The 21857-nt window shown below is 60.2% G+C and carries 15 protein-coding genes; 10 read left to right on the plus strand and 5 right to left on the minus strand.

What is annotated here, in order from left to right:
- Positions 1-31: 31 nt before the first annotated feature.
- The 4 genes from ampD to AC1MDT_RS25795 all read left to right on the plus strand — a co-directional run bounded on the left by ampD (position 32) and on the right by AC1MDT_RS25795 (position 4395).
- Positions 32-592, plus strand: a complete 561-nt coding sequence (gene ampD, locus AC1MDT_RS25780) for a 1,6-anhydro-N-acetylmuramyl-L-alanine amidase AmpD (RefSeq protein WP_480419538.1) — start codon at positions 32-34, stop codon at positions 590-592.
- Positions 589-1425, plus strand: a complete 837-nt coding sequence (gene ampE / locus AC1MDT_RS25785; RefSeq protein ID WP_480419539.1) for a regulatory signaling modulator protein AmpE — start codon at positions 589-591, stop codon at positions 1423-1425. Before ampD ends, ampE begins: the two co-directional genes overlap by 4 nt.
- Positions 1426-1734: 309 nt before the next feature.
- On the plus strand, positions 1735-3765 hold the full coding sequence (locus AC1MDT_RS25790; RefSeq protein ID WP_480419540.1) for a methyl-accepting chemotaxis protein: 2031 nt from the start codon (positions 1735-1737) through the stop codon (positions 3763-3765).
- Between the two features lie 240 nt (positions 3766-4005).
- Complete coding sequence (locus AC1MDT_RS25795) at positions 4006-4395, plus strand: hypothetical protein (RefSeq protein ID WP_480419541.1); 390 nt, start codon at positions 4006-4008, stop codon at positions 4393-4395.
- Here the strand turns inward: AC1MDT_RS25795 and AC1MDT_RS25800 are convergent, their stop codons facing one another.
- Both AC1MDT_RS25800 and cra read right to left on the minus strand, forming a co-directional pair.
- Positions 4396-5172: a TatD family hydrolase gene (locus AC1MDT_RS25800; RefSeq protein WP_480419542.1), complete on the minus strand. Its 777-nt coding sequence runs from the start codon at positions 5170-5172 to the stop codon at positions 4396-4398. It lies immediately after the preceding gene.
- 3 nt (positions 5173-5175) lie between these two features.
- On the minus strand, positions 5176-6171 hold the full coding sequence (gene cra / locus AC1MDT_RS25805) for a catabolite repressor/activator (RefSeq protein ID WP_480419543.1): 996 nt from the start codon (positions 6169-6171) through the stop codon (positions 5176-5178).
- A gap of 290 nt (positions 6172-6461) precedes the next feature.
- On the opposite strand from cra, the gene ptsP reads away from it, so the two are divergent.
- The 4 genes from ptsP to AC1MDT_RS25825 all read left to right on the plus strand — a co-directional run bounded on the left by ptsP (position 6462) and on the right by AC1MDT_RS25825 (position 13716).
- Complete coding sequence (ptsP, locus tag AC1MDT_RS25810; protein WP_480419544.1) at positions 6462-9323, plus strand: phosphoenolpyruvate--protein phosphotransferase; 2862 nt, start codon at positions 6462-6464, stop codon at positions 9321-9323.
- A complete protein-coding gene (gene pfkB / locus AC1MDT_RS25815; RefSeq protein ID WP_480419545.1) occupies positions 9323-10264 on the plus strand; it encodes a 1-phosphofructokinase in 942 nt (313 codons plus the stop codon). Before ptsP ends, pfkB begins: the two co-directional genes overlap by 1 nt.
- Positions 10265-10275: 11 nt before the next feature.
- The gene (locus AC1MDT_RS25820; RefSeq protein WP_480419546.1) at positions 10276-12015 is read left to right on the plus strand and encodes a PTS fructose-like transporter subunit IIB; all 1740 of its coding nucleotides are present in this window, start codon (positions 10276-10278) and stop codon (positions 12013-12015) included.
- 159 nt (positions 12016-12174) lie between these two features.
- On the plus strand, positions 12175-13716 hold the full coding sequence (locus AC1MDT_RS25825; RefSeq protein ID WP_480419547.1) for an alkaline phosphatase D family protein: 1542 nt from the start codon (positions 12175-12177) through the stop codon (positions 13714-13716).
- A 133-nt stretch (positions 13717-13849) separates the two neighbouring features.
- Here the strand turns inward: AC1MDT_RS25825 and AC1MDT_RS25830 are convergent, their stop codons facing one another.
- Positions 13850-16378, minus strand: coding sequence for a PepSY domain-containing protein (locus AC1MDT_RS25830; protein ID WP_480419548.1), 2529 nt, complete (start codon positions 16376-16378; stop codon positions 13850-13852).
- Between the two features lie 237 nt (positions 16379-16615).
- Positions 16616-18874: a TonB-dependent receptor gene (locus AC1MDT_RS25835; RefSeq protein ID WP_480419549.1), complete on the minus strand. Its 2259-nt coding sequence runs from the start codon at positions 18872-18874 to the stop codon at positions 16616-16618.
- Between the two features lie 207 nt (positions 18875-19081).
- Between AC1MDT_RS25835 and AC1MDT_RS25840 the strand changes: the two genes are divergently transcribed.
- Positions 19082-19762 (plus strand): Fe2+-dependent dioxygenase, encoded by a 681-nt coding sequence (locus tag AC1MDT_RS25840; protein WP_480419550.1) that lies wholly within the window; start codon positions 19082-19084, stop codon positions 19760-19762.
- On the plus strand, positions 19759-20520 hold the full coding sequence (locus AC1MDT_RS25845) for a tetratricopeptide repeat protein (RefSeq protein ID WP_480419551.1): 762 nt from the start codon (positions 19759-19761) through the stop codon (positions 20518-20520). The genes AC1MDT_RS25840 and AC1MDT_RS25845 overlap by 4 nt, the downstream gene beginning before the upstream one ends.
- Positions 20521-20690: 170 nt before the next feature.
- Here AC1MDT_RS25845 and AC1MDT_RS25850 read toward each other — a convergent pair whose 3' ends face one another.
- Positions 20691-21854, minus strand: a complete 1164-nt coding sequence (locus tag AC1MDT_RS25850) for a type III PLP-dependent enzyme (protein ID WP_414908719.1) — start codon at positions 21852-21854, stop codon at positions 20691-20693.
- Between the last annotated feature and the right edge of the window lie 3 nt (positions 21855-21857).

Here is a 21857-nt window from a genome sequence, read left to right on the forward strand (position 1 = left end):
GGGCAACGCAGTCGTCATTGAAGGAACCTGTATGCAGTTGGACCCCGCGAGCGGTTGGTGTCAGGGCGTGTGTGTATGCCCCTCGCCCAACTACAATGCGCGCCCCTCGGGTGAAATTTCCCTGCTGGTGATCCACAACATCAGCCTGCCGCCGGCGCAGTTCGCCACCGGCAAGGTGCAGGAATTTTTCCAGAATCGTCTGGATGTCATGGAGCACCCTTACTTTGAAGGGATCGCTGACCTGCGGGTATCTGCGCACTTTTTGATCGAACGTGACGGCACCGTCACTCAGTTTGTCTCGTGCCTTGAGCGCGCCTGGCACGCCGGCGTCTCCAGTTTCGAAGGGCGGGAAACCTGTAACGATTTTTCCGTGGGCATCGAGCTTGAAGGCACGGATGATCTACCGTTCACTGACGCGCAGTATCGAGCGTTGACAGCCTTGACCCGGCAGTTGCAAAGCGCTTTCCCGGCCATCACCGCACAGCGTATTTGCGGGCATAGTGACATTGCACCTGGGCGCAAAACAGATCCGGGACCGGCGTTCGACTGGGCACGCTATCGTGCCGCCCTGGCAAAAGAGGAACAACAATGAGTTTTCTTGTGCTGCTGTTGGCCGTCTGGATCGAGAAGTTCTCGGCGCTGCGCCATCGGGTTCAACGTGATAGTGGTTGGGTACACGAGTTGAACAAGCTTGAGTCCAGCCCACGCCTGGCGAAAAGCCCGTGGCTGGTCCTGATGGTGCTGGTGTTGTTGCCGGTGGCGCTGCTGGGTTTAGTACTGGTGGTGCTGGAGCCGGTGGCCTACGGTCTGCTGGTATTGCCGCTGCACTTGCTGGTGGTGATTTACAGTTTGGGGCGCGGTGATCTTTTGGCCGGCCTGGGGCCCTTTCGTGATGCCTGGCGCCGGGAAGACCTGCAAGCTGCCGCCCATGTTGCGCAACGCGACGTGGGTATTTGCGCCGACGATGGCGAGCAATTGCTGGAGCGGGTCGAAGGGCATCTGTTGTGGGAGGCCTATCAAAGCTTTTTCGCGGTGATTTTCTGGTACTTCCTGCTGGGGCCGGTCGCGGCATTGAGTTATCGACTGCTGGCCCTGGCCGAAGAGCACGGGCAGAACCCCGCCGTGGTCGAGCGTGCCGCAAAGCTGCGTCACGCGTTCGATTGGGTGCCGGTGCGCCTGCTGGCAGCGAGTTTTGCGCTAGTGGGCAACTTTGTTGCGGTCGGCCGGGTGATGTTGCACGAACTGCTTAACTGGAACATCAGCGCCGCCCAATTGATCGAAAAGGTCGGGATGGTGGCCGGTGAAATCCCGGCGCCGGTGGTCGGGCCTGACGGCATCAACAACCTGGACCGGATCTGGGAACTGCTGCTGCGAGCCGCAGTGCTCTGGTACGCCGGGTTCGCATTGTGGACGGTCCTTCCCTAAACCCACCGACCCCGGCGCTGCCTGCGTCCGCCTGCCTGTAGGAGCGAGCTTGCTCGCGAAATACGTTAACGATAACGCGTTCATGTTGGATAAACGTGTCGCTCTCAGGTCTTTCGCGAGCAAGCTCGCTCCTACAGGCAGCCGAACGCAGGTTACGCCAGCTGCTACAAGGCCGTGTTCGCTCTTCCGTTTACCTTAAGTTACAAAACCTCCTGCCGATTTAAGTTATACAGAGATAGCGCCGAATAGTGGCTTTCTGCTGTCGACCTGCGCCTGCCAATAAAAATAAGAAATCGAAGGGGACCTCCAGTGAAGAGCTTGCTCTATCCCGCCGTTGCGCTAATGAATCGCCTGAGCTTTGGTATGAAGTTCAGCCTGATCAGCGTGCTGTTCCTTGTGCCGATGCTGGTGACCAATTTCTATCTGGTACGCGATTCCTATCGCGAATTCCAGGGCACCCAAATCGAATTGCAGAGCCTGGATCTCCTGGGTAGCAGCCTGACGTTACGGCGCGATCTGGAAACCTTGAATAACCTGGTGCAGATCAATGTCACCCTCGGTCAGTCTGGCAAGGCTGGCAATATCGAGTCGCAGATCAGCACTTTGGGGCAAAGCGTGCTGAGCCGTTTGCAAGGGCTGACGGCGATGACCAAGGATCCGGAGCAGATCGCTGTTTTCAATGCCAAGCGTGATGAGATGATCGCCGCGCTCAAGGCCCTGCAAGTGGAAAGCTCCCTGCAAAGCAAAACCGGAATGATTGGCAAGTTGCTCGGTAATGCGCAGATTTTCAACCAGATCATCGCCAGTCAGGCGGGCGTGAGTCGTGACACTCAGAGCGACATGCGTCAGCTGAGCGAACTCATCACCAATATGACCCCACGGGTTACCCAAATACTGGGCGAAGGCCGGGCGATGGGGTCTTTTTCGTTGGGGCAGGGCTTTCTCAACTCGGCATCGAGTACCCGCTTCGATGAACTGTTGGCACAGATCGAAAAGCTACAGGGCGAATACGGGCTGAAACTGCAGGATGCATTGGATTCAAGCAAAGCGGCACGCGAAGCCCTGGCCGCTCAGGCCGATAACAGCAAGGCATCGATGAAGAAGGCCAGCGAACTGTTCGAAGAAAAGGTGGTGATGGCTGACACGCTCGATACGCCATGGCAGGGTTTTTACGATCAGGTCACAGGCCTGATGGACCGGACCTACCAACTCAATGAAGCCACACTGAAGTTTCTCGGCACGCAGTTGCAGCAGCGGCTGGAGCAGAATCGCACGCACATGATTTTGCAGGCCGTGGCGCTCTCGGTGGTGTTTGTGTTGATCTTTTACCTTTATGGCGGTTTCTACGCCTCGACCCGCACCACCCTGAAGCGTCTTGGCGCAATGATGGACAAGGTGGCCGCCGGCGACATGACGGTGACCTTCAACGCCAATAGCCGCGATGAACTGGGCGAACTGGGCGAAGTGTTCAATGGCACGGTGAAGAAAATCCATGACCTGATCGAGCGAGTGGGGCAGACCGTCAGCGAGGTCGAACGCCAGGCCGGGCAGGTGGAAAACGTTTCCGCGCAGAGCAATCAGGCCGTGGCGGGGCAGCGCTCCCAGATCGAGCAGGTGGCGACAGCCATGAACCAAATGTCGGCCACCTCCCTTGAGGTGGCGCGCAGTGCCGCCGCCGCGGTCAACAGTGCCCACAGCGTTAACGACGAGACCATCAACGGTCGCGGGCTGGTGGAGTCGCAGCAGGGCAGCATTGCTGCACTTGCCAGTGAAATCGATCAGTCGGTGTTGGTGATCAATCAGCTGGCCAGCGACAGCCAGTCCATCAGTCGTGTGCTTGAGGTGATCAAGAGCATCGCCGAACAGACCAACCTGCTGGCCCTAAACGCGGCCATCGAAGCGGCGCGAGCGGGCGAGCAAGGGCGTGGTTTTGCCGTGGTGGCGGACGAGGTCCGGACCCTGGCCAAGCGGACCCAGCAATCCACCGAAGAAATCGAGCAGATGATCGCCAAGCTTCATGGCGGTGTCGGTGCAGCGGTGAAGGCGATGGGTATCAGCCATCAGGTGGCCAGCGGCACTGTCAGCCAGTCGGAGAAAGTCCAGCAGGCACTGGAAAACATCCTCGGTGCCGTCGGCATGATTGTCGATCAGAACCAGCAGATCGCTGCTGCGGTGGAGCAGCAAACCGCTGTGGCGCATGACATCGACCAGAACATCGTCGAGATCAACCGCGCAGGCGAGCGCACCGCCGAAGGCGCGCATCAGACCGAGCATGCCAGCCGCGCGTTGTCGGCTCAGGTGGTTGAACTCAAGCAGCTGATCAGCGCATTTCGCGTGTAAATAACCTGTAGGAGCGAGCTTGCTCGCGATGGGCGTGAACGATGATGTGTACTGTCTGGAAAAATACGCCGCCTTTGAATCCATCGCGAGCAAGCTCGCTCCTACACGGTTAACGCAATTTGTAGTATTTATTTCTTTCCCATGCAGGCAATATCCTGTTTTTCCCGTTTCTGGTTTTTTGTCTTCTTTGGTCTTCAATGATTGAGGATCTGTCTTTCTGACCCGCCAGGAGGCTCGGTTATGTCTGCAGCAACGAATGGAATCAGGGGCCACTGCGCCCATTGCCACAGGACTCTGCTGCTCAAACCCTGGCAACTTAACGCCATTGCAATCAATGAAGCGTTCAACTGTTCCCACTGCCAGAAATCCTTGCAACTGAGTGATCCGAAACAGATCAAGCGCTTCAAGTCCAATGACTCGCTGGCATTGCTGCGGGCGAGCACGCAGATCATGGTCTGCACCGCATTGCTGGTGGCGTTGGTGTTGGAGTGGATGCGTTTGCTCAGCGTCCTGGAACAGCTGAATTTTTCGCTGTTGGCGATCTTCGTCTACTTCATCGTGATGCGATTTGCCCGGCATCGGCAGCACATCACACTGACACTTGAAGCCGCCAAGGCCCACATCAATTAATTACCAGTTGAACAGTTCACAGGCATTGGCAGTGCTGGCGGCGGCCAATTGCTCAGCGGTGATCGACATGATCCCCGCCAGCGCCGAGCAGATCGCCGGCAAGTGGGCCGGGCTGTTGCGTTGACCGGGGAACATGACGGGCGCCATGTCCGGAGCGTCGGTTTCCAATACCACCGATTCAAGCGGCAGCTCGGCGAGGACGCGGTGCATACGCAGGGCCTGAGGCCAGGTCGCGGCGCCGCCGAGGCCGAGTTTGAAACCGAGCTTGATGTACTCGCGGGCCTCTTCCTGACTGCCGGCGAAGGCATGGATGATCCCTGCGCGTTTCAACCGAAACCGTTTCAGCGTGGCTATCACAGCCGCATGACTGCGTCGCACATGAATGAGCGCCGGCAAATTGAAGTCCGCCGCCAATTGTAGCTGCGCCTCAAACAGTGTCTGCTGGCGTTCGCGGTCCAGGGTTTCGATGAAGTAATCCAGGCCGATCTCGCCCACTGCACACACCTGCCGATGGCCGGCGAGCCGAGCCAGCCAATCGCCGAGTTCGGGTAAGTCTTCAGGCTGATGTACATCCAGATACACCGGGTGCAAACCGAACGCTGCATACAGGTCAGGATCGCTTTGCACCAGATCCCAGACCCGCTGCCAATTGGCCTGATAAACCCCCAACACCACCATCCGCCTCACACCGAGGGCGCGGCTCTGGGCGAGCAGCGCCTGACGATCCTCGTCGAAGTCCGGAAAATCCAGATGAGTGTGGCTGTCGATCAGCTCCACGGTTCAGTCCTGGCGAATGCGCTGCTTGAAGGTCCGCGGGATGGCCTGCACGCCAGGTTGGTAATCGGACTGCTCGATGGCGGCGAGCGCCAGGGCCAGCGCTTTGTCGGCGATCAACTGGTGCTGCTGGGCCATGGCGTTGACTGGTAACGGCAGGAAGTCCAGCAATTGCGTGTCACCGAAGGTGCCGAGGAGCAGCGGGCGGGTTTTGAGCGGGAAGTCGTGCAAGGCATCGAACACGCCCTGAAGCAGCACGTAGGAGGTGGTCACCAGCGCATCCGGCAAATGGCCCAGACGCTGCAGGAGTTCTTCCATCAACTGTTTGCCGCACTCACGGCTGAACGACTCGCCGTGTTCGATCAGCACCTCGCCTTTGAACCCGGCCAGCGCTTCCTTGAAACCGGCTGCCCGTTCCTGGCTGATGCTCAGTTCGGGGCGCGCGCCGATCAGGGCGATCTGTTTGGGCTGCGGGTCCAGTAGACTGCGGGTCAGTTGCAGACTGGCTTCGCGGTCGTCGCTGATGACGGAGCAAAAATGCTCAGGCTCCATGACCCGGTCGATGGCGATGATCGGAATGCCCTTGGCCTGCAACTGGCGATAGCTTTCATCGCCCGCGGGCAAGCAACTGGCAACAATCAATGCGTCGCAGCGCCGGGCGCGGAACAGTTGCAGCAATTGCCGTTCGCTGTCCGGCGCATCGTCGGAACTGGCAATCAGCAATTGATAACCACGAGCCCGGGCGCCTTGCTCCAGCAATTTGGCGATGCGCGCGTAACTGGGGTTTTCCAGGTCCGGCAGAATGAAACCCAAGGTGCGGGTATGCCGACTACGCAGCCCGGCTGCTTGAGGATTGGGCGTAAAGCCATGTTGTTCGACGACGGCACGCACGCGCTCGACGGTGGCGCTGCTGATGCGTTGCTGTTCGGCCTTGCCATTAATGACATAACTGGCGGTGGTAACGGACACACCGGCCAACTGTGCGATATCACTGAGTTTCAACTCGGGATTTCCTTGTTTTTTCGAGCTTGCCCCGACATTTTTGCCAATCGTACCCGATTCAGGCAGACGACCATTGTCGCAGCTCATCCGACAAGTTGGACTTCAAGGATGAGACATTATCGAGTAACGTGCCAAACAATCTAGATTAAACGTTTCAGCAGGCGTATTTTCTACGTTTTATACGCCTTTGGCCGGTTCTGCCACGAAACCGCCAAAAGCGATGACGATGCGCCTAAGCTTCAATCATTCAAACAATACCTGGCTCCTCACGGGGCCAAAAAGGAGAAAGCATGCTCGAGCTCACCATAGAGCAGATATCCATGGGCCAGTCGGCTGTGGATAAGTGCGCAGCGTTGCACTTGCTGGCCCAGCATCTGGTCGCCGACGGTCTGGTCGCCGATGGTTACCTCGCCGGGTTGCAGGCGCGGGAAGCCCAGGGCTCGACCTTTCTCGGTCAAGGTATTGCCATCCCCCACGGAACCCCGGAAACCCGCGATCAGGTTTTTTCCACCGGCGTGCGGCTGATGCAATTCCCTGAGGGCGTGGACTGGGGCGACGGGCAGATCGTTTACCTGGCGATTGGTATCGCGGCCAAGTCCGATGAGCACCTGCGTCTGTTGCAACTGCTGACCCGCGCGCTCGGCGAGACCGATCTGGGCCAGGCCCTGCGTCGCGCCAGCTCTGGCGAAGCCTTGTTGAAATTGCTGCAAGGTGCGCCGCAGGAGCTGGCGCTGGATGCGCAGATGATCGGCCTCGGTGTTTCTGCCGATGACTTCGAAGAATTGGTCTGGCGCGGCGCCCGTTTGCTGCGTCAGGCCGATTGCGTGAGCAACGGTTTCTCCGCCGTGTTGCAACAGGTGGAAGCGCTACCCCTGGGCGATGGGCTGTGGTGGCTGCACAGCGAGCAAACCGTAAAGCGCCCGGGACTGGCGTTCGTCACCCCGGACAAGCCGATGCGTTACCTCGGTCAGCCGTTGAGCGGGTTGTTCTGTCTGGCCAGCCTCGGCGAGGCGCACCAGGCGTTGCTCGAACGCCTTTGCGCGTTGTTGATTGAAGGCCGCGGCCATGAACTGGGTCGCGCCACCAGCAGTCGTAAAGTGCTCGAAGTGCTCGGTGGTGAGTTGCCGGTCGATTGGCCGAATGCCCGAATTGCCCTGGCCAACGCCCACGGTTTACATGCGCGCCCGGCGCAAATCCTCGCGCAACTGGCGAAAAGTTTTGAAGGTGAAATTCGCGTCCGCATTGTCGATGGTCAGGACAGCGCGGTGTCGGTGAAGAGTTTGAGCAAACTGCTCAGCCTCGGCGCCCGTCGTGGTCAGGTGCTGGAATTTATCGCCGAACCGAGCATCGCCGCCGATGCGTTGCCGGCCTTGTTGGCTGCCATCGAAGAAGGCCTGGGTGAAGAGGTCGAGCCCTTACCGGCCGTGAGTCAACAGCGCGAAGTCTTTGCCGATGTGGCCGAAGTACTGCTCGCGCCGGCGTCCGGCAGTCTGGTTCAGGCCATCGCCGCTGCGCCTGGCATCGCCATCGGCCCGGCGCATATTCACGTGCTGCAAACCATCGATTACCCACTGCGCGGTGAGTCCGCCGCCGTCGAGCGCGAACGTCTCAAACAGGCTTTGTCCGAGGTGCGTCGCGACATCGAAGGCCTGATCGAGCGCAGCAAAGCCAAGGCCATTCGCGAGATTTTCATCACCCATCTGGAAATGCTCGACGACCCGGAGCTGACCGATGAAGTCGACACTCGCCTCAAGCAAGGCGAAAGCGCTGAGGCGGCATGGATGGCGGTCATCGAGGCGGCGGCCAAACAACAGGAATCGCTGCAGGACGCCTTGCTTGCCGAGCGTGCTGCTGACTTGCGCGACGTCGGTCGTCGAGTGTTGGCGCAACTCAGTGGTGTCGAAACCCGGAGCGAGCCCGATCAACCGTACATACTGGTGATGGATGAAGTCGGCCCGTCCGACGTGGCGCGTCTCGACCCGACTCGCGTCGCCGGCATTCTCACCGCCCGGGGCGGTGCCACGGCCCACAGCGCCATCGTCGCCCGTGCCCTCGGAATTCCAGCGTTGGTCGGTGCGGGGGCGGCGGTGCTGCTGCTGGCGCCAGGCACGCCGTTGTTGCTCGACGGGCAGCGCGGTCGTCTTCATGTGGACGCCGACGCCGCGACCTTGCAGCGCGCCACCGAAGAGCGCGACACCCGCGAGCAACGCCTGAAAGCGGCGGCTGAACAACGCCATCAACCGGCGCTGACCACCGACGGTCATGCGGTCGAAGTGTTCGCCAACATCGGCGAAAGCGCCGGTGTGACCAGTGCCGTGGAGCAGGGCGCCGAGGGCATTGGCCTGCTGCGCACCGAACTGATTTTCATGGCCCATTCGCAAGCGCCGGACGAGGCCACGCAAGAAGTTGAATACCGCCGCGTGCTCGATGGCCTGGCGGGGCGGCCGCTGGTGGTACGTACCCTCGACGTCGGCGGCGACAAACCGCTGCCGTATTGGCCGATCGCCAAGGAGGAAAACCCGTTCCTCGGCGTGCGTGGTATTCGCTTGACCCTGCAGCGTCCGCAGATCATGGAAGCGCAGTTGCGCGCCTTGCTCCGCGCCGCCGACAACCGTCCGCTGCGGATCATGTTCCCCATGGTCGGCAGCGTCGACGAATGGCGGCAGGCGCGGGACATGACCGAACGCCTGCGCCTGGAAATCCCGGTCGCGGACCTGCAACTGGGGATCATGATCGAAGTCCCGTCGGCGGCCTTGCTGGCGCCGGTGCTGGCCAAGGAAGTCGACTTCTTCAGCGTCGGCACCAACGACCTGACGCAATACACCCTGGCCATCGACCGTGGTCATCCCACCTTGTCGGCCCAGGCTGACGGCTTGCACCCGGCGGTGCTGCAACTGATCGACATCACCGTGCGCGCGGCCCATGCCAACGGCAAATGGGTCGGCGTGTGCGGCGAGCTGGCCGCCGATCCGCTGGCGGTGCCGGTGCTGGTCGGGCTGGGCGTGGATGAACTCAGTGTGTCAGGCCGCAGCATTGCCGAGGTCAAGGCGCGCATTCGCGAACTCAGCCTGACTCAGACCCAAACCCTGGCCCAACAGGCGCTGGCTGTTGGCAGCGCGAATGAAGTGCGCGCATTAGTGGAGGCCCTGTAATGGCCAAGATCTTAACCCTGACCCTCAACCCGGCGCTTGACCTGACGGTGCAGTTGCCGCGCCTTGAAGCCGGACAGGTCAACCGTAGCGACGAGATGCACACCCACGCCGCCGGTAAAGGCGTGAACGTGGCGCAGGTGCTGGCGGACCTTGGGCATCAGCTGACCGTCAGCGGCTTCCTTGGGGAGGATAATCTTCAAGCGTTCGACACCTTGTTTACCAAGCGAGGTTTTGTCGACGCGTTTATCCGCGTCCCCGGCGAAACCCGCAGCAACATCAAACTGGCGGAAAGCGATGGGCGCATCACCGATATCAACGGCCCGGGGCCGAGGGTCAGTGAGGCGGCGCAGCAGGCGTTGCTTGATCGGCTCGACCGGATTGCACCAGGGCATGACGCGGTTGTCATGGCCGGCAGCCTGCCTCAAGGCATCAGTCCTCAGTGGTTGCAGGCGTTGATTCTGCGTTTGAAAAACCTCGGGTTGAACGTTGCGCTGGACACCAGTGGTGAAGCGTTACGCGTGGCGCTCAAGGCCGGCCCGTGGCTGATAAAGCCCAATACTGAAGAACTGGCCGATGCGCTCGGCTGCGAAGTGATTTCGGTCGCGGCACAGGCTGAGGCCGCGAGCCGCTTGCACGCTCAAGGCATCGAGCATGTGGTGATTTCTCACGGCGCCGTGGGCGTGAACTGGTTCAGCGTCGGCTCGGCGCTGCATGCCACACCGCCCAAGGTCAGCGTTGTTAGCACGGTGGGCGCGGGCGACTCGTTGTTGGCCGGCATGCTCCACGGATTACTGAGTGCCGACACGCCTGAACAGACCTTGCGCACCGCTACGGCAATTGCCGCGATGGCGGTCACCCAGATTGGTTTCGGCATGGGCGACGCCGCTCAGTTGGCTCGGTTAGAACAGGGTGTGCGCGTGCGCCCCCTGACAGAACAATAAGAGGGTACGTGATGAAATTAGCCATTGTTACGGCGTGCCCGAACGGCATGGTCACCAGTGTGCTGTGCGCCCGTTTGCTCGATGCGGCGGCCCAGCGTCAGGGCTGGAGCACCAGCGTCGAAGTCACCGATGCAACGCACCCGGAACGTCAATTGTCGGCGGCCACGATCGAGGCGGCCGAGTGGGTGTTGCTGGTGACCAGCGTGCCTGTGGATATGTCGCGATTCGTCGGTAAACGGGTTTTTCGCAGCACGCCTGCGCAGGCCTTGCAGGATGTTGAGGCGGTGCTGCATCGGGGGGCTGAAGAGGCTCGGGTTTACGTCGCGCCAGACGCCGTCGCCGAGCCGGTTGCGCCCGTTCAAAACGCACCGCGCCTGGTTGCGATTACGGCCTGTCCGACCGGCGTTGCCCACACCTTCATGGCCGCCGAAGCCCTGCAGCAGGCGGCCAAGCGTTTGGGCTACGACCTGCAAGTGGAAACCCAGGGTTCTGTCGGTGCGCGCAATCCATTGAGCGCGGCAGCGATTGCCGATGCGGATGTGGTGCTGCTGGCCTGTGACATTGAAGTCGCCACTGAGCGTTTTGCCGGCAAGAAAATCTATCGTTGCGGCACCGGCATCGCATTGAAACAAGCCGAAGCGACGCTGAACAAAGCGTTGGCCGAAGGTCGGCAGGAAAGTGCTTCGACCGGCGCCAAAGGCCCGGCCAGGCAAGAGAAGACCGGCGTCTACAAACACTTGCTGACCGGCGTATCGTTCATGCTGCCGATGGTGGTGGCGGGTGGTTTGATGATCGCGTTGTCGTTCGTGTTTGGCATCACCGCGTTCAAGGAGCCGGGCACGTTGGCGGCAGCGCTGATGCAGATCGGTGGCGAGACCGCGTTCAAACTGATGGTGCCGCTGCTGGCGGGCTACATCGCCTACTCAATCGCCGACCGTCCGGGCCTGGCGCCGGGGATGATCGGTGGATTGCTGGCGAGCACCCTGGGCGCTGGCTTTATCGGCGGGATCGTTGCCGGTTTCATCGCCGGTTATGCCGCACAGGCAATCAATCGTTATGCACGGTTACCGCAAAGCCTCGAGGCGCTGAAACCGATTTTGATCATCCCGTTGCTGGCGAGTCTGTTCACCGGTCTGGTGATGATCTACGTGGTCGGCAAACCCGTGGCCGGGATGCTCGAAGGGCTCACTCACTTCCTCGACAGCATGGGCACTACCAACGCGATTCTGCTCGGTGTGTTGTTGGGCGGCATGATGTGTGTCGACCTGGGCGGCCCGATCAACAAAGCGGCGTATGCGTTCTCGGTAGGGCTACTGGCTTCACAAAGTTATGCACCGATGGCCGCGACGATGGCCGCCGGCATGGTGCCGCCGATTGGCCTGGGCATCGCCACGTTCATTGCCCGGCGCAAGTTCGCCCAGACTGAACGAGAGGCTGGTAAAGCAGCGTTGGTGCTGGGATTGTGCTTCATCTCCGAAGGCGCGATTCCGTTCGCCGCCAAGGACCCGTTGCGGGTGATTCCTGCGAGCATTGCCGGTGGCGCGCTGACCGGGGCGTTGTCGATGTATTTCGGCTGCAAGCTGATGGCACCGCACGGTGGATTGTTTGTATTGGCGATCCCGAATGCGATCAACCATGCGCTGCTGTACCTGCTGGCGATTGTGGCGGGGAGTCTGCTGACGGCGGTGGCGTATGCACTGCTCAAGCAACCTGAGGTCGTTGAGTTGGCCATAGAGCCCGTCAACGCCTGACACCGCCCCTGTGTAGGAGCGAGCTTGCTCGCGAAGGTGGGTCAGGCACCCTTGTGTCGACTGACACACCTTCGCGAGCAAGCTCGCTCCTACATTAAGGGGGGTGTCATGCCGGGGTCATGCGGGCATGCTTTAGTTTTCCTTTTCAGGGAGAGCACCATGAGCGAATTCGACCTCGGCCGCCGTCGTGTCTTGCAAGTCGTCGGCGCAGGGCTGTTGTTGCCTGGTCTGGCGCCGGCGGTGATTGCTTCGGTCAAGGATCGGCCGCAACTTACCGATGGCGTGCAGTCCGGCGACTTGCTGGGTGACCGGGCGATGGTCTGGAGCCGCTGCGACCGTCCGGCGCGGATGGTGGTGGAGTGGGACACCCGCAGTCTGTTCAGCAACCCTCGTCGTTTTGTCTCGCCTTTGGCCGACGCCAATACGGATTTTACCGCCCGGGTTGAACTCACCGGCCTGCCCGTCGATCAGGCGATTTTCTATCGCGTACATTTTGAAGACGCCCAAAGCGGTGCAGCCAGCGAGCCCTGGTTTGGCCACTTGCGCAGTGTGCCGCAGACTCGTCGCGACATCCGCTTTGTCTGGAGCGGCGACACCGTCGGCCAAGGCTACGGCATCAACCCGGACATCGGTGGCATGCGCATCTACGAAGCCATGCGCTTGCGCCTGCCGGACTTCTTTATCCACAGCGGCGATACCATCTACGCCGATAGCCCGGTGCCCGCGCAACTGACCACCGAAAACGGCCGCGTGTGGCGCAACGTCACCACCGAAGCCAAGAGCAAAGTCGCCGAGACCGTTGACGAGTTTCGTGGCAACTATCGCTACAACCTGATGGACGAAAACATCCGTCGCTTCAACGCTGAAGTGCCGCAGATCTGGCAATGGGACGACCACGAAGTGGTGAACAACTGGTCGCCGGGCAAGCAGCTGGATGGGCGCTACCAGAGCAAAGATATCCACAGCCTGGCGGGGCGCGCGCGTCAGGCCTGGCTCGAATATGCACCGATGCGTTTGCAAAGCGGCGACGGGGGCGGGCGGATTTATCGCAAGCTCGGTTATGGGCCGCTGCTCGATGTATTTGTGCTCGACATGCGCAGTTATCGCGGTGCCAACGATGACAATCTCGGCGATGTAAAGCCCTTTCTCGGTCGTGAACAACTGGACTGGCTGAAGGCTTCGTTGCAAGCCTCCAACGCTCAGTGGAAAGTCATCGCCGCCGACATGCCCATCGGCCTCGGTGTACCGGATGGCGAGGTCAGCCCTGGTGTGGCGCGGTGGGAAGCCGTGGCCAACGGCGACCCGGGACCGGCGCAAGGGCGTGAGCTGGAAATCGCTGAATTGTTGGGATTCCTGCGGGCGCAGCAGGTGCGCAATTTCGTGTTCCTGACCGCAGATGTGCATTACTGCGCGGCACATCATTACCATCCGGACCGGGCTGCGTTTCAGGACTTCGAACCGTTCTGGGAGTTTGTCGCCGGGCCGTTGAATGCGGGGAGCTTTGGGCCTAACCCGCTGGATAAAACCTTTGGGCCCGAGGTAGTGTTCGAGAAAGTACCCCCGGCGCAGAACACCTCGCCGTTTGCCGGGTTTCAGTTTTTTGGCGAGGTGAATATCGACGGGCAGACGGGGGAGATGAGTGTGGTGTTGCGGGACCTGGATGGGGCCGGGGTGTTTGAGCAGAAGTTGTCGCCGGTTTGAGAAGATGTAGCAAACCGAAACCCGATCCCTGTGGGAGCGAGCTTGCTCGCGATGACGGCTTCGCATTCAGTAAATATGCTGACTGTTACACCGCTATCGCGAGCAAGCTCGCTCCCACAGGGGATGTGGTGGGTCAGTAGACGTCGCGGCGATAGCGGCCCTGTTCGATCAGCCGGTCGACCGCTTCAATACCGAGCACTTCGTTGAGCACGTGATCCACGCCTGAGGCCATGCCCTGCAAGCTGCCGCAGATGTAAATCACAGCGCCGTCGGCCAGCCATTTCTTCAACTCGGCGGCGGATTCGCGCAGGCGGTCCTGGACGTAGATCTTCTCGGCCTGATCCCGCGAGAACGCCAGGTCCAGTCGCTCCATATCCCCGCAAATCAACCATTCCTCAAGCTCATCGCGGCATAGATAGTCGTGCTCGCGATTGCGCTCGCCGAACAGCAGCCAATGCCGTTGCTGCCCATCGGCAATCCGCGCCTTGAGCAGACTGCGCAGACCTGCCAGCCCGGTGCCGTTACCCAGCAGGATCATCGGCACGGGCTCGACCGGCAGATGGAAACCGCTGTTGCGCCGCACACGCAGGCGCAGGGTGCCTCCTACCGGCACATGTTCGGTCAGCCAGCCGGAACCGACGCCCAGGCTGCCGTCGGGATGTTGTTCCTGACGCACGATCAGTTCGAGAACACCGTCGGCGGCAATCGAGGCGATGGAGTATTCGCGCGCGGCCAAAGGCACCAACGCATCCACCAGCGCTTGCGCGTGCAAGCCGACCAGATGGAGTCGATTCTCGGGCAGTTGGCGACTGGCGAGGGCTTGCTCGAGTGGTTGCGACAGGCCCTCGACAACCACAGAGGCTCGACCGTCAATGCCCAGGCCATCGAGGAAATGCTCCATCGTCCAAGCGCCATTACGCGGCAATACTTCCACCAGATCACCCGCCAGCCAGCTGCTGGTGGTCGGAGCTGTGAGGCCGAGCAAGTACACCGGCGAACCGCAGCTGTCCGGGTTGAGCAGTTCGCGACGGGCCAGCGTCCAGTTGTCGTAGCTGGGGGCGTGCCAGGTGTCCACAGGCGCCTGTCCGGTCAGTAGCCCCAGTTGCTGCTGCCAGTGACGCAAGGCGTAAGGGTCGCCGCTGTCGACTTCCACCGGGGCAAACAAGGTCTTGCCACCGTGTTCGCCCAACCAGGTGTGCAAGCGTCGGGCGAAACCGCAGAAGTGTTGATACTGGCGATCACCGAGGCCAAGTACCGCATAGCTCAGGCCGTTCAGGCTCAACGCCCGGCCCAGCACCTTGCGTTCGAACTTGCGGGCACTGTCCGGCGCTTCGCCGTCGCCGAACGTGCTGACCACGAACAGCGCGTTGCGGGAGTCACGCAGATCCTGATCGCTGACCGTCGCCAGCGGCTGAACCTTCACCGGCCATCCCGCCGCTTGCAATTGCCCGGCCGTCTGCCATGCCAGTTGTTCGGCAAACCCGCTCTGGCTGGCGAAACCGATCAGCCACGCCGGTGCATCGCTGCCCGGTTGCGTGAGACCTTCGCGGGCATCCTTGATGTGTTTTTTCTTGCGACGACGATCGAGGTACAGCAGCCAGCCGGTGACGAAAAACAGCGGCATAGTCAGCGCGCTGATCGTCAAGATGATCCGTCCGACGATGCCGAAGTAGCTGCCCACATGCAGTGCATAGAGGCTGGTCAGCAGTTGTGCCTTGAGACTTTTATCGCTGTAACGGTCATGCCGTTTGACGATGCCGGTGACCGGGTCGAGGGTGATCTGGTTCAGCGCACGGTCGTGAGGCGAAGTGTTCAACAGATAGAACACCGTGGCGGGCTGGCCGGCCACAGGCGGCATGCGGATGTTGTAGGCACTGAGTGCCGGACCGGCAGTGCTGTAGATGCTGCTCCACATCGCCGCGTAATCGGCTGTCGGTGCGGGACCGCTTGGCGCCGGACCGCGACCGCTGCGAACGCGCTCGTTTTGCGGTGCGTCCGAGAGCAAATGGGTCAGGCCCTTGTTGAACCATTCATAGGACCAGGACAACCCGGTCACCGCCGCCAGGAGGTAAAACACCAGGCACCAGGTGCCGGCCACGGCGTGCAAATTCCAGTTAAAACTGCGGCCCTTTTTCTTCCAGTCCAGGGTCAACCAGGTACGCCAGCTGTTCCACTGACGCGGCCAGCGCAGGTACAGGCCAGACAGGCAGAAGAACAGCAGAATCAGCGTGCAGGCGCCGGTGATCTGCCGACCGGTATCGCCCATGGCGAGGAAGCGGTGCAACCGCAGCATCAGGCCGAAAAAGTCCTGGCCGGTAGCCTCGCCCATGAACTCGGCGGTGTACGGGTTGAAGTAGCGCATCTGCCCACGGCGCTCGCCCGGCGGCGGCGTGAAGAACACCTTGGCCGCAGCGCCGCTGTCGGTCTCGATACTCAGCATCGAGACTTTTTTGCCGGATGCCGCTTCGATGCGTTCGACCAGTTCGGCGGGCGGCAGGACGCCAGCCACCTGCTTCTCGACCTGCAATACCGATGGGTTCAGAACGTTCAGGATTTCATCCTGAAACGATACCGTCGCCCCGGTGATGCCCATCAAGGCCAGGACTAGCCCGGCGCTGATGCCAAAAAACCAGTGCAACTGGAACAGGGTTTTCTTCAACACGTTGCTCGCCTTGTTCGTTCGAAAATAGTCATCACGGCGCGCATTATGCCGTGGGTTGTCGAGAAACATTCTTTTTTACGTACAAAAGCCCCGTTCATGGAGATGAACGGGGCCTTGCTGTTGTAGGAGCGAGCTTGCTCGCGAAAAACTAGAGAACTACACGGAGTATCAGGCTTTCCGCGTCATCGTTGACGACCATCGTCGGAACGCCGCCCGGAGCAAGCTCGCTCCTACAGATCAGAAGTGGAAGTTGGCGCTCAACAGGGCGGTACGACCCGGCGCCACATGGGCGTAATGCGTCTGGAACACTTGGTCGAAGTAACGCTTGTCGGTCAGGTTCTGCACGTTGAGTTGCAGGTCGACGTTCTTGGTCAGGGCGTAGCTGGCCATTGCGTCGTAGCGCCAGTAGGACGGGATCTCCACCGAGTTGGCGACGTTGCCGAATTGCGAATCGACGAACGTGGCACCCGCGCCGACGGTGAACTTGTCCGGCACCAGGTCATAAGTCGACCAGAAGGTGAAGTTGTTCCGTGGGGTGTTCGGCATGTGGTTGCCTTCATCGGCGGCAAGGGTCGTTTTGACCACTTCGCTTTCCATGTAGGTGTAGCCGCCGAAGACTCTCCAGTTATGGGTCAGCCTACCGGAGTAGGACAGTTCCAGACCGTTCACGCGTTGCTCGCCATCGAGCACTTGAGTGGTGGCGCCATCCGGATCGTTGATACGGGCGTTGGTTTTCTCGGTGCGGAACAGTGCGGCGGTCAACGACAAGTCGTCACCGAACAAGTCCCACTTGGTACCGATCTCGTAGTTGCGGTTCTTTTCCGGGTCCAGATCGCTGTTGTTCGCTGCCAGGTCCAGGCCACCGTTGCCACTGGTTTCACCGGACGGGTTGCTGGACGTGGAATAGGCTGCGTAGACGCTGCCGTTAGGCAACGGATTGTAGACCACGCCGATCTGGTAGTTGACCAGGTCGCTGGTGTTCTCACGGGAGAAGTCGTTCGCGGGGGCTGTGCTGCTGGCGATGGCGTGGCCGCTGGAGCTGACCTGGTAGTTGTCGTAACGCAGGCCCAGGTTCAGGGACCATTGCTCGTTGAACTTCAGCGTGTCGAACACGTAGGCCGCAGCGGTTTTGGTGTCGGTGTCGGTGAACGCAGCGCTGTCGGTGATCGAGCCGTTCCAGTTATCCCCAGGCGTCGGGTTTTGCAGACTGGTGCAGTCGCCGGAGCTGAACAGCGCGGGGTTGCACCGGGTACCGCTGGCGGTCGAGGTCAGGACGTACGGGCGGTTGTGGGTGTCTTGATAGGAAAACTCAAGGCCGGTGACCAGGCTGTGCGCGATGGCGCCGGTGTTGAACTTGGCGCTCAGGTCGGTCTGGTTGACCCAGCCGCTGGACGTTGAGTTACGGCTTTTCGCGCCGCGATACACGCTGCCAAGGGCGACGTTGCCTTTGCTGTCGTCCGGGTTGGTGACAATGTAGTCGAGGGTCGAACGAGACATGCGGAAACTGTTGGAAACGGTCAGGTCTTCATTCAGATCGTGTTCGATCTTGATGGTGCCGCTGTCGTTTGCGGTCTGGCGAAAGTCGCGACCGGTGAGGCCGTAGAAGTTGTCCCGGTTGACATCCACAGGTTTGTCGACGTTGTACTTGCTGCGGGCGGGGTTCAGGGTCAGCGGGATGCCGTAGTCCGGCATGTCATCGGTTTCGACGTGGTAGTAGCCGACGGTCAGGCGGGTGTCGGTGCCCAGGCCGAAGGCGAAGGAGGGCGCCACGCCCCAACGGCTGACGTCCACGGCATCACGGCCGGCGACGTTAGCTTCGTGCTTCATCAGGTTCAGACGCAAAGCCGAAGTGTCGTTCATCTGTTGGTTTAGATCGAGGGTGGTGCGCTTGGTCTGATCCGAGCCCCACGTGAAGCCGCCGTTGTAGAAATTACCCAGTTTGGCGGTTTTGCTGATGAGGTTCAGGCTGCCACCGGTAGACCCGGCACCGGTGTAGGCCGACCCCGGGCCTTTGCTGACTTCGATCGATTCGACGTCGAAGATCTCGCGGCTTTGCGATGCGGGATCACGCATGCCGTCGACGAACACGTCACTTTCAGCGTTGAAGCCACGAATGATCGGACGATCGCCCGCCGGGTTGCCACCTTCACCAGCCCCGAAAGTGATACCCGGGGTGGTGCGCAGTGCCTCAACCAGACTCGTGGCGCCGGTGTCGCGGATTACTTGTTGCGGGATCACCGTGACAGTTCTTGGCGTTTCGAGCAGCGGCGCGGTGTACTTCTTGGAAGCCGAGGTGTCGGTCTTGTAGGAGGTATCGACTTGCTCGCCAACAACGCTGGTAGCGTCCAGAGAAATGGCATTGCCCGGTGCTTTTTCGTCGGTCTTTTCGGCTGCAAAAACCATTTGGCCTGCGGAACCGGCGGTGATTGCCATGCCGATCGCGGAGGCAATCAAGCGCGGTGAGCTGACAGGTAATTGTGGTTGTTGGCGTGACATTTGAATTCCCCTCCCCAAGGATTTGAGGCCGCGGAATATAGTGTAAATAGGTATTTGTATCAATTGCGAAATGTTGCTATTTGCACTGGATTTACATTCTTTACAATTTATCCCTACGGTTTTTGCTGATTCGTTCGCCACAAAGGTTTTACACAGGCAATAAGAATCAATACCATTAGCATTCCTTTGTTTTCAGGTGCTCTTCCCATGCTGCTGCATATTCCCGGCGTGTTCGCGAAAGAAGAAGTGCAGCGCATTCGGGAGGCCCTGGAGCAGGCCGATTGGGCGGATGGCAAAATCACCGCCGGCTTTCAATCGGCCAAAGCCAAGCACAATTTACAACTGCCTGAAGGTCATCCCCTGGCCAAGGAAGTGGGCGCGGCGATGCTTGAGCGGTTGTGGAAAAATCCGCTGTTCATGTCAGCAGCGCTACCGCATAAGGTTTTTCCACCGTTGCTCAACTGTTACACGGCGGGTGGCAGCTTCGATTTCCATATCGATAATGCCGTGCGTCAGCCCAAGGGCAGCATCGAGCGAGTCCGTACGGACCTCTCGGCAACGCTGTTCTTCAGCGAGCCTGAGGACTACGACGGCGGCGAGCTGGAAATCCAGGACACCTTCGGCACCCAACGGGTCAAGTTGCCCGCCGGCGACCTGGTCCTGTACCCCGGCACCAGCCTGCACAAGGTCAATGCCGTGACCCGCGGCACTCGCTATGCCTCGTTTTTCTGGACCCAAAGCCTGGTGCGCGAAGACAGCCAGCGTGCGCTGTTGTTCGAGATGGACGGGGCGATCCAGCAATTGACGCAAGATATGCCTGATCATCCATCGCTGATCCGCCTTACCGGCACCTATCACAACTTGTTGCGCCGCTGGGTCGAGGTATGAGTTATCAACTACGCCGCGAGGAAGGCCTCGATGGCGATCGTCTCAAAGTCATGCTCGACGAAAGCCCCGCGCGAGCGGCTCAGGCGATTCTGGCAGGTGCCCGCGAAGGTGTTCTCGATGCTCAGGCCTTGCTCGGGCAAATCCTGCTGGACGGGCAAGGCATCGAGCAAGATCAGCCACTGGCCATGCGTTGGTTCGGGATTGCCGCCCAGGGCGGGCATCTGATGGCGCGCAACATGCTCGGCCGTTGTCATGAACAAGGCTGGGGCTGTGCTGCCGATGCCGCTGTTGCCGCCGTGCATTACCGCAAAGCCGCCGAGGCCGGGCTTGATTGGGCAATGTACAACTACGCTAACCTGCTGGCGACCGGGCGCGGAGTGGTCGAGGATCAACTACAAGCATTGAACCTCTATCGCCGCGCAGCAGAACTCGGCCATGCGAAATCAATGAACCTGGTGGGCCGTTATCTGGAAGAAGGCCAGTTTTGCCCGGCGGATCCACAGGCTGCGCGCGACTGGTATCGACGCTCGGCGGTTGGTGGGGATTTCCGTGGGCAGTTCAGTTATGCCGCTTTGCTGGCTGGCGAGGGGAAAATCGACGAGGCGCTGGACTGGTTGCGCAAAGCATTGGCCGGCGGGAATCTGAATTTCCTGCGGGTGGCGAGTGAGGCGCTGCTAAACGCGCCGAACCCGCAGATTCGCGCCTTGGCAATGGATTATGCCCAGCGCTACAGCGAACTTGAGCAAAAAACCTTGTAGGAGCGAGCTTGCTCGCGAAGGGCTTGAGGGCAACACGTTTGTTCAGGAAGAACGCGTTATCGTTAACGTCCTTCGCGAGCAAGCTCGCTCCTACAAAGGGCATGGCGCGTATTCCAGGCACAAAAAAGCCCATGACATGTCATGGGCTTTTTGATTTCTGCGTGTAACGCTTACACGTAAAACGACTTCAGCGGCGGGAAGCCATTGAATTCAACCGCGCTATAGCTGGTGGTGTAAGCGCCGGTCGACAACCAGTACAAACGATCACCAATTGCCAGGTTCAGCGGCAGGCCGTACTTGTAGTTTTCGTACATGATGTCGGCGCTGTCGCAGGTGGGACCGGCGATAACGACTTCTTCCATCTCGCCTTTCTTCTCGGTCCAGATCGGGAACTTGATGGCTTCGTCCATGGTTTCGATCAGGCCGGAGAATTTGCCCACATCCGTGTACACCCATCGCTCGACGGCGGTACGGGATTTACGCGCGACCAATACCACTTCACTGACCAGGATGCCGGCGTTGGCGATCAACGAACGGCCCGGCTCCAGGATGATTTCCGGCAGGTCGTCACCGAAGTCTTCCTTGAGGAAGCGGATGATTTCTTCGGCGTAGGTTTCCAGGCTGTTAGTGCGGGTGATGTAGTTGGCCGGGAAGCCGCCGCCCATGTTGATCAGCTTCAGGTGGATGCCGTCTTCTTCTTTCAGGCGCTCGAAGATCACTTTGACCTTGGCGATCGCCGCGTCCCAAACGCTGATGTCGCGCTGTTGCGAGCCGACGTGGAACGAGATGCCGTAAGGCACCAGGCCCAGGTCGCGGGCGAGGATCAGCAGGTCCATGGCCATGTCGGTCTGGCAGCCGAATTTGCGCGACAAAGGCCAGTCAGCGGTGGTCGAGCCTTCGGTGAGGATGCGCACGTAGACTTTCGAACCCGGCGCGGCCTTGGCGATGTTGCGCAGGTCGGCTTCGGAGTCGGTGGCATACAGACGCACGCCCTTCTCGTAGAAGTAGCGAATGTCCTTGGATTTCTTGATGGTGTTGCCGTAGCTGATGCGATCCGGGCCGACGCCCTGGTTCATGACCTTGTCGAGCTCGTAGATCGACGCGATGTCGAAGTTCGAGCCTTTCTCGTTGAGCAGGTCGATGATTTCGACGGCCGGGTTGGCCTTGACCGCGTAGTAAACCTTGGCGAATTCGAAACCGGCGCGCAGGTCGTCATAGGCCTGGCTGATCATCGCGGTGTCGATCACCACGAACGGGGTTTCTTGTTTGTCGGCGAACGCTTTCATTTTCTGAAAGGTTTCACGTGCGAAATAGTCTTCGACGTTGATCGACATGCT

The organism is Pseudomonas sp. ASL7, from assembly GCF_056680375.1.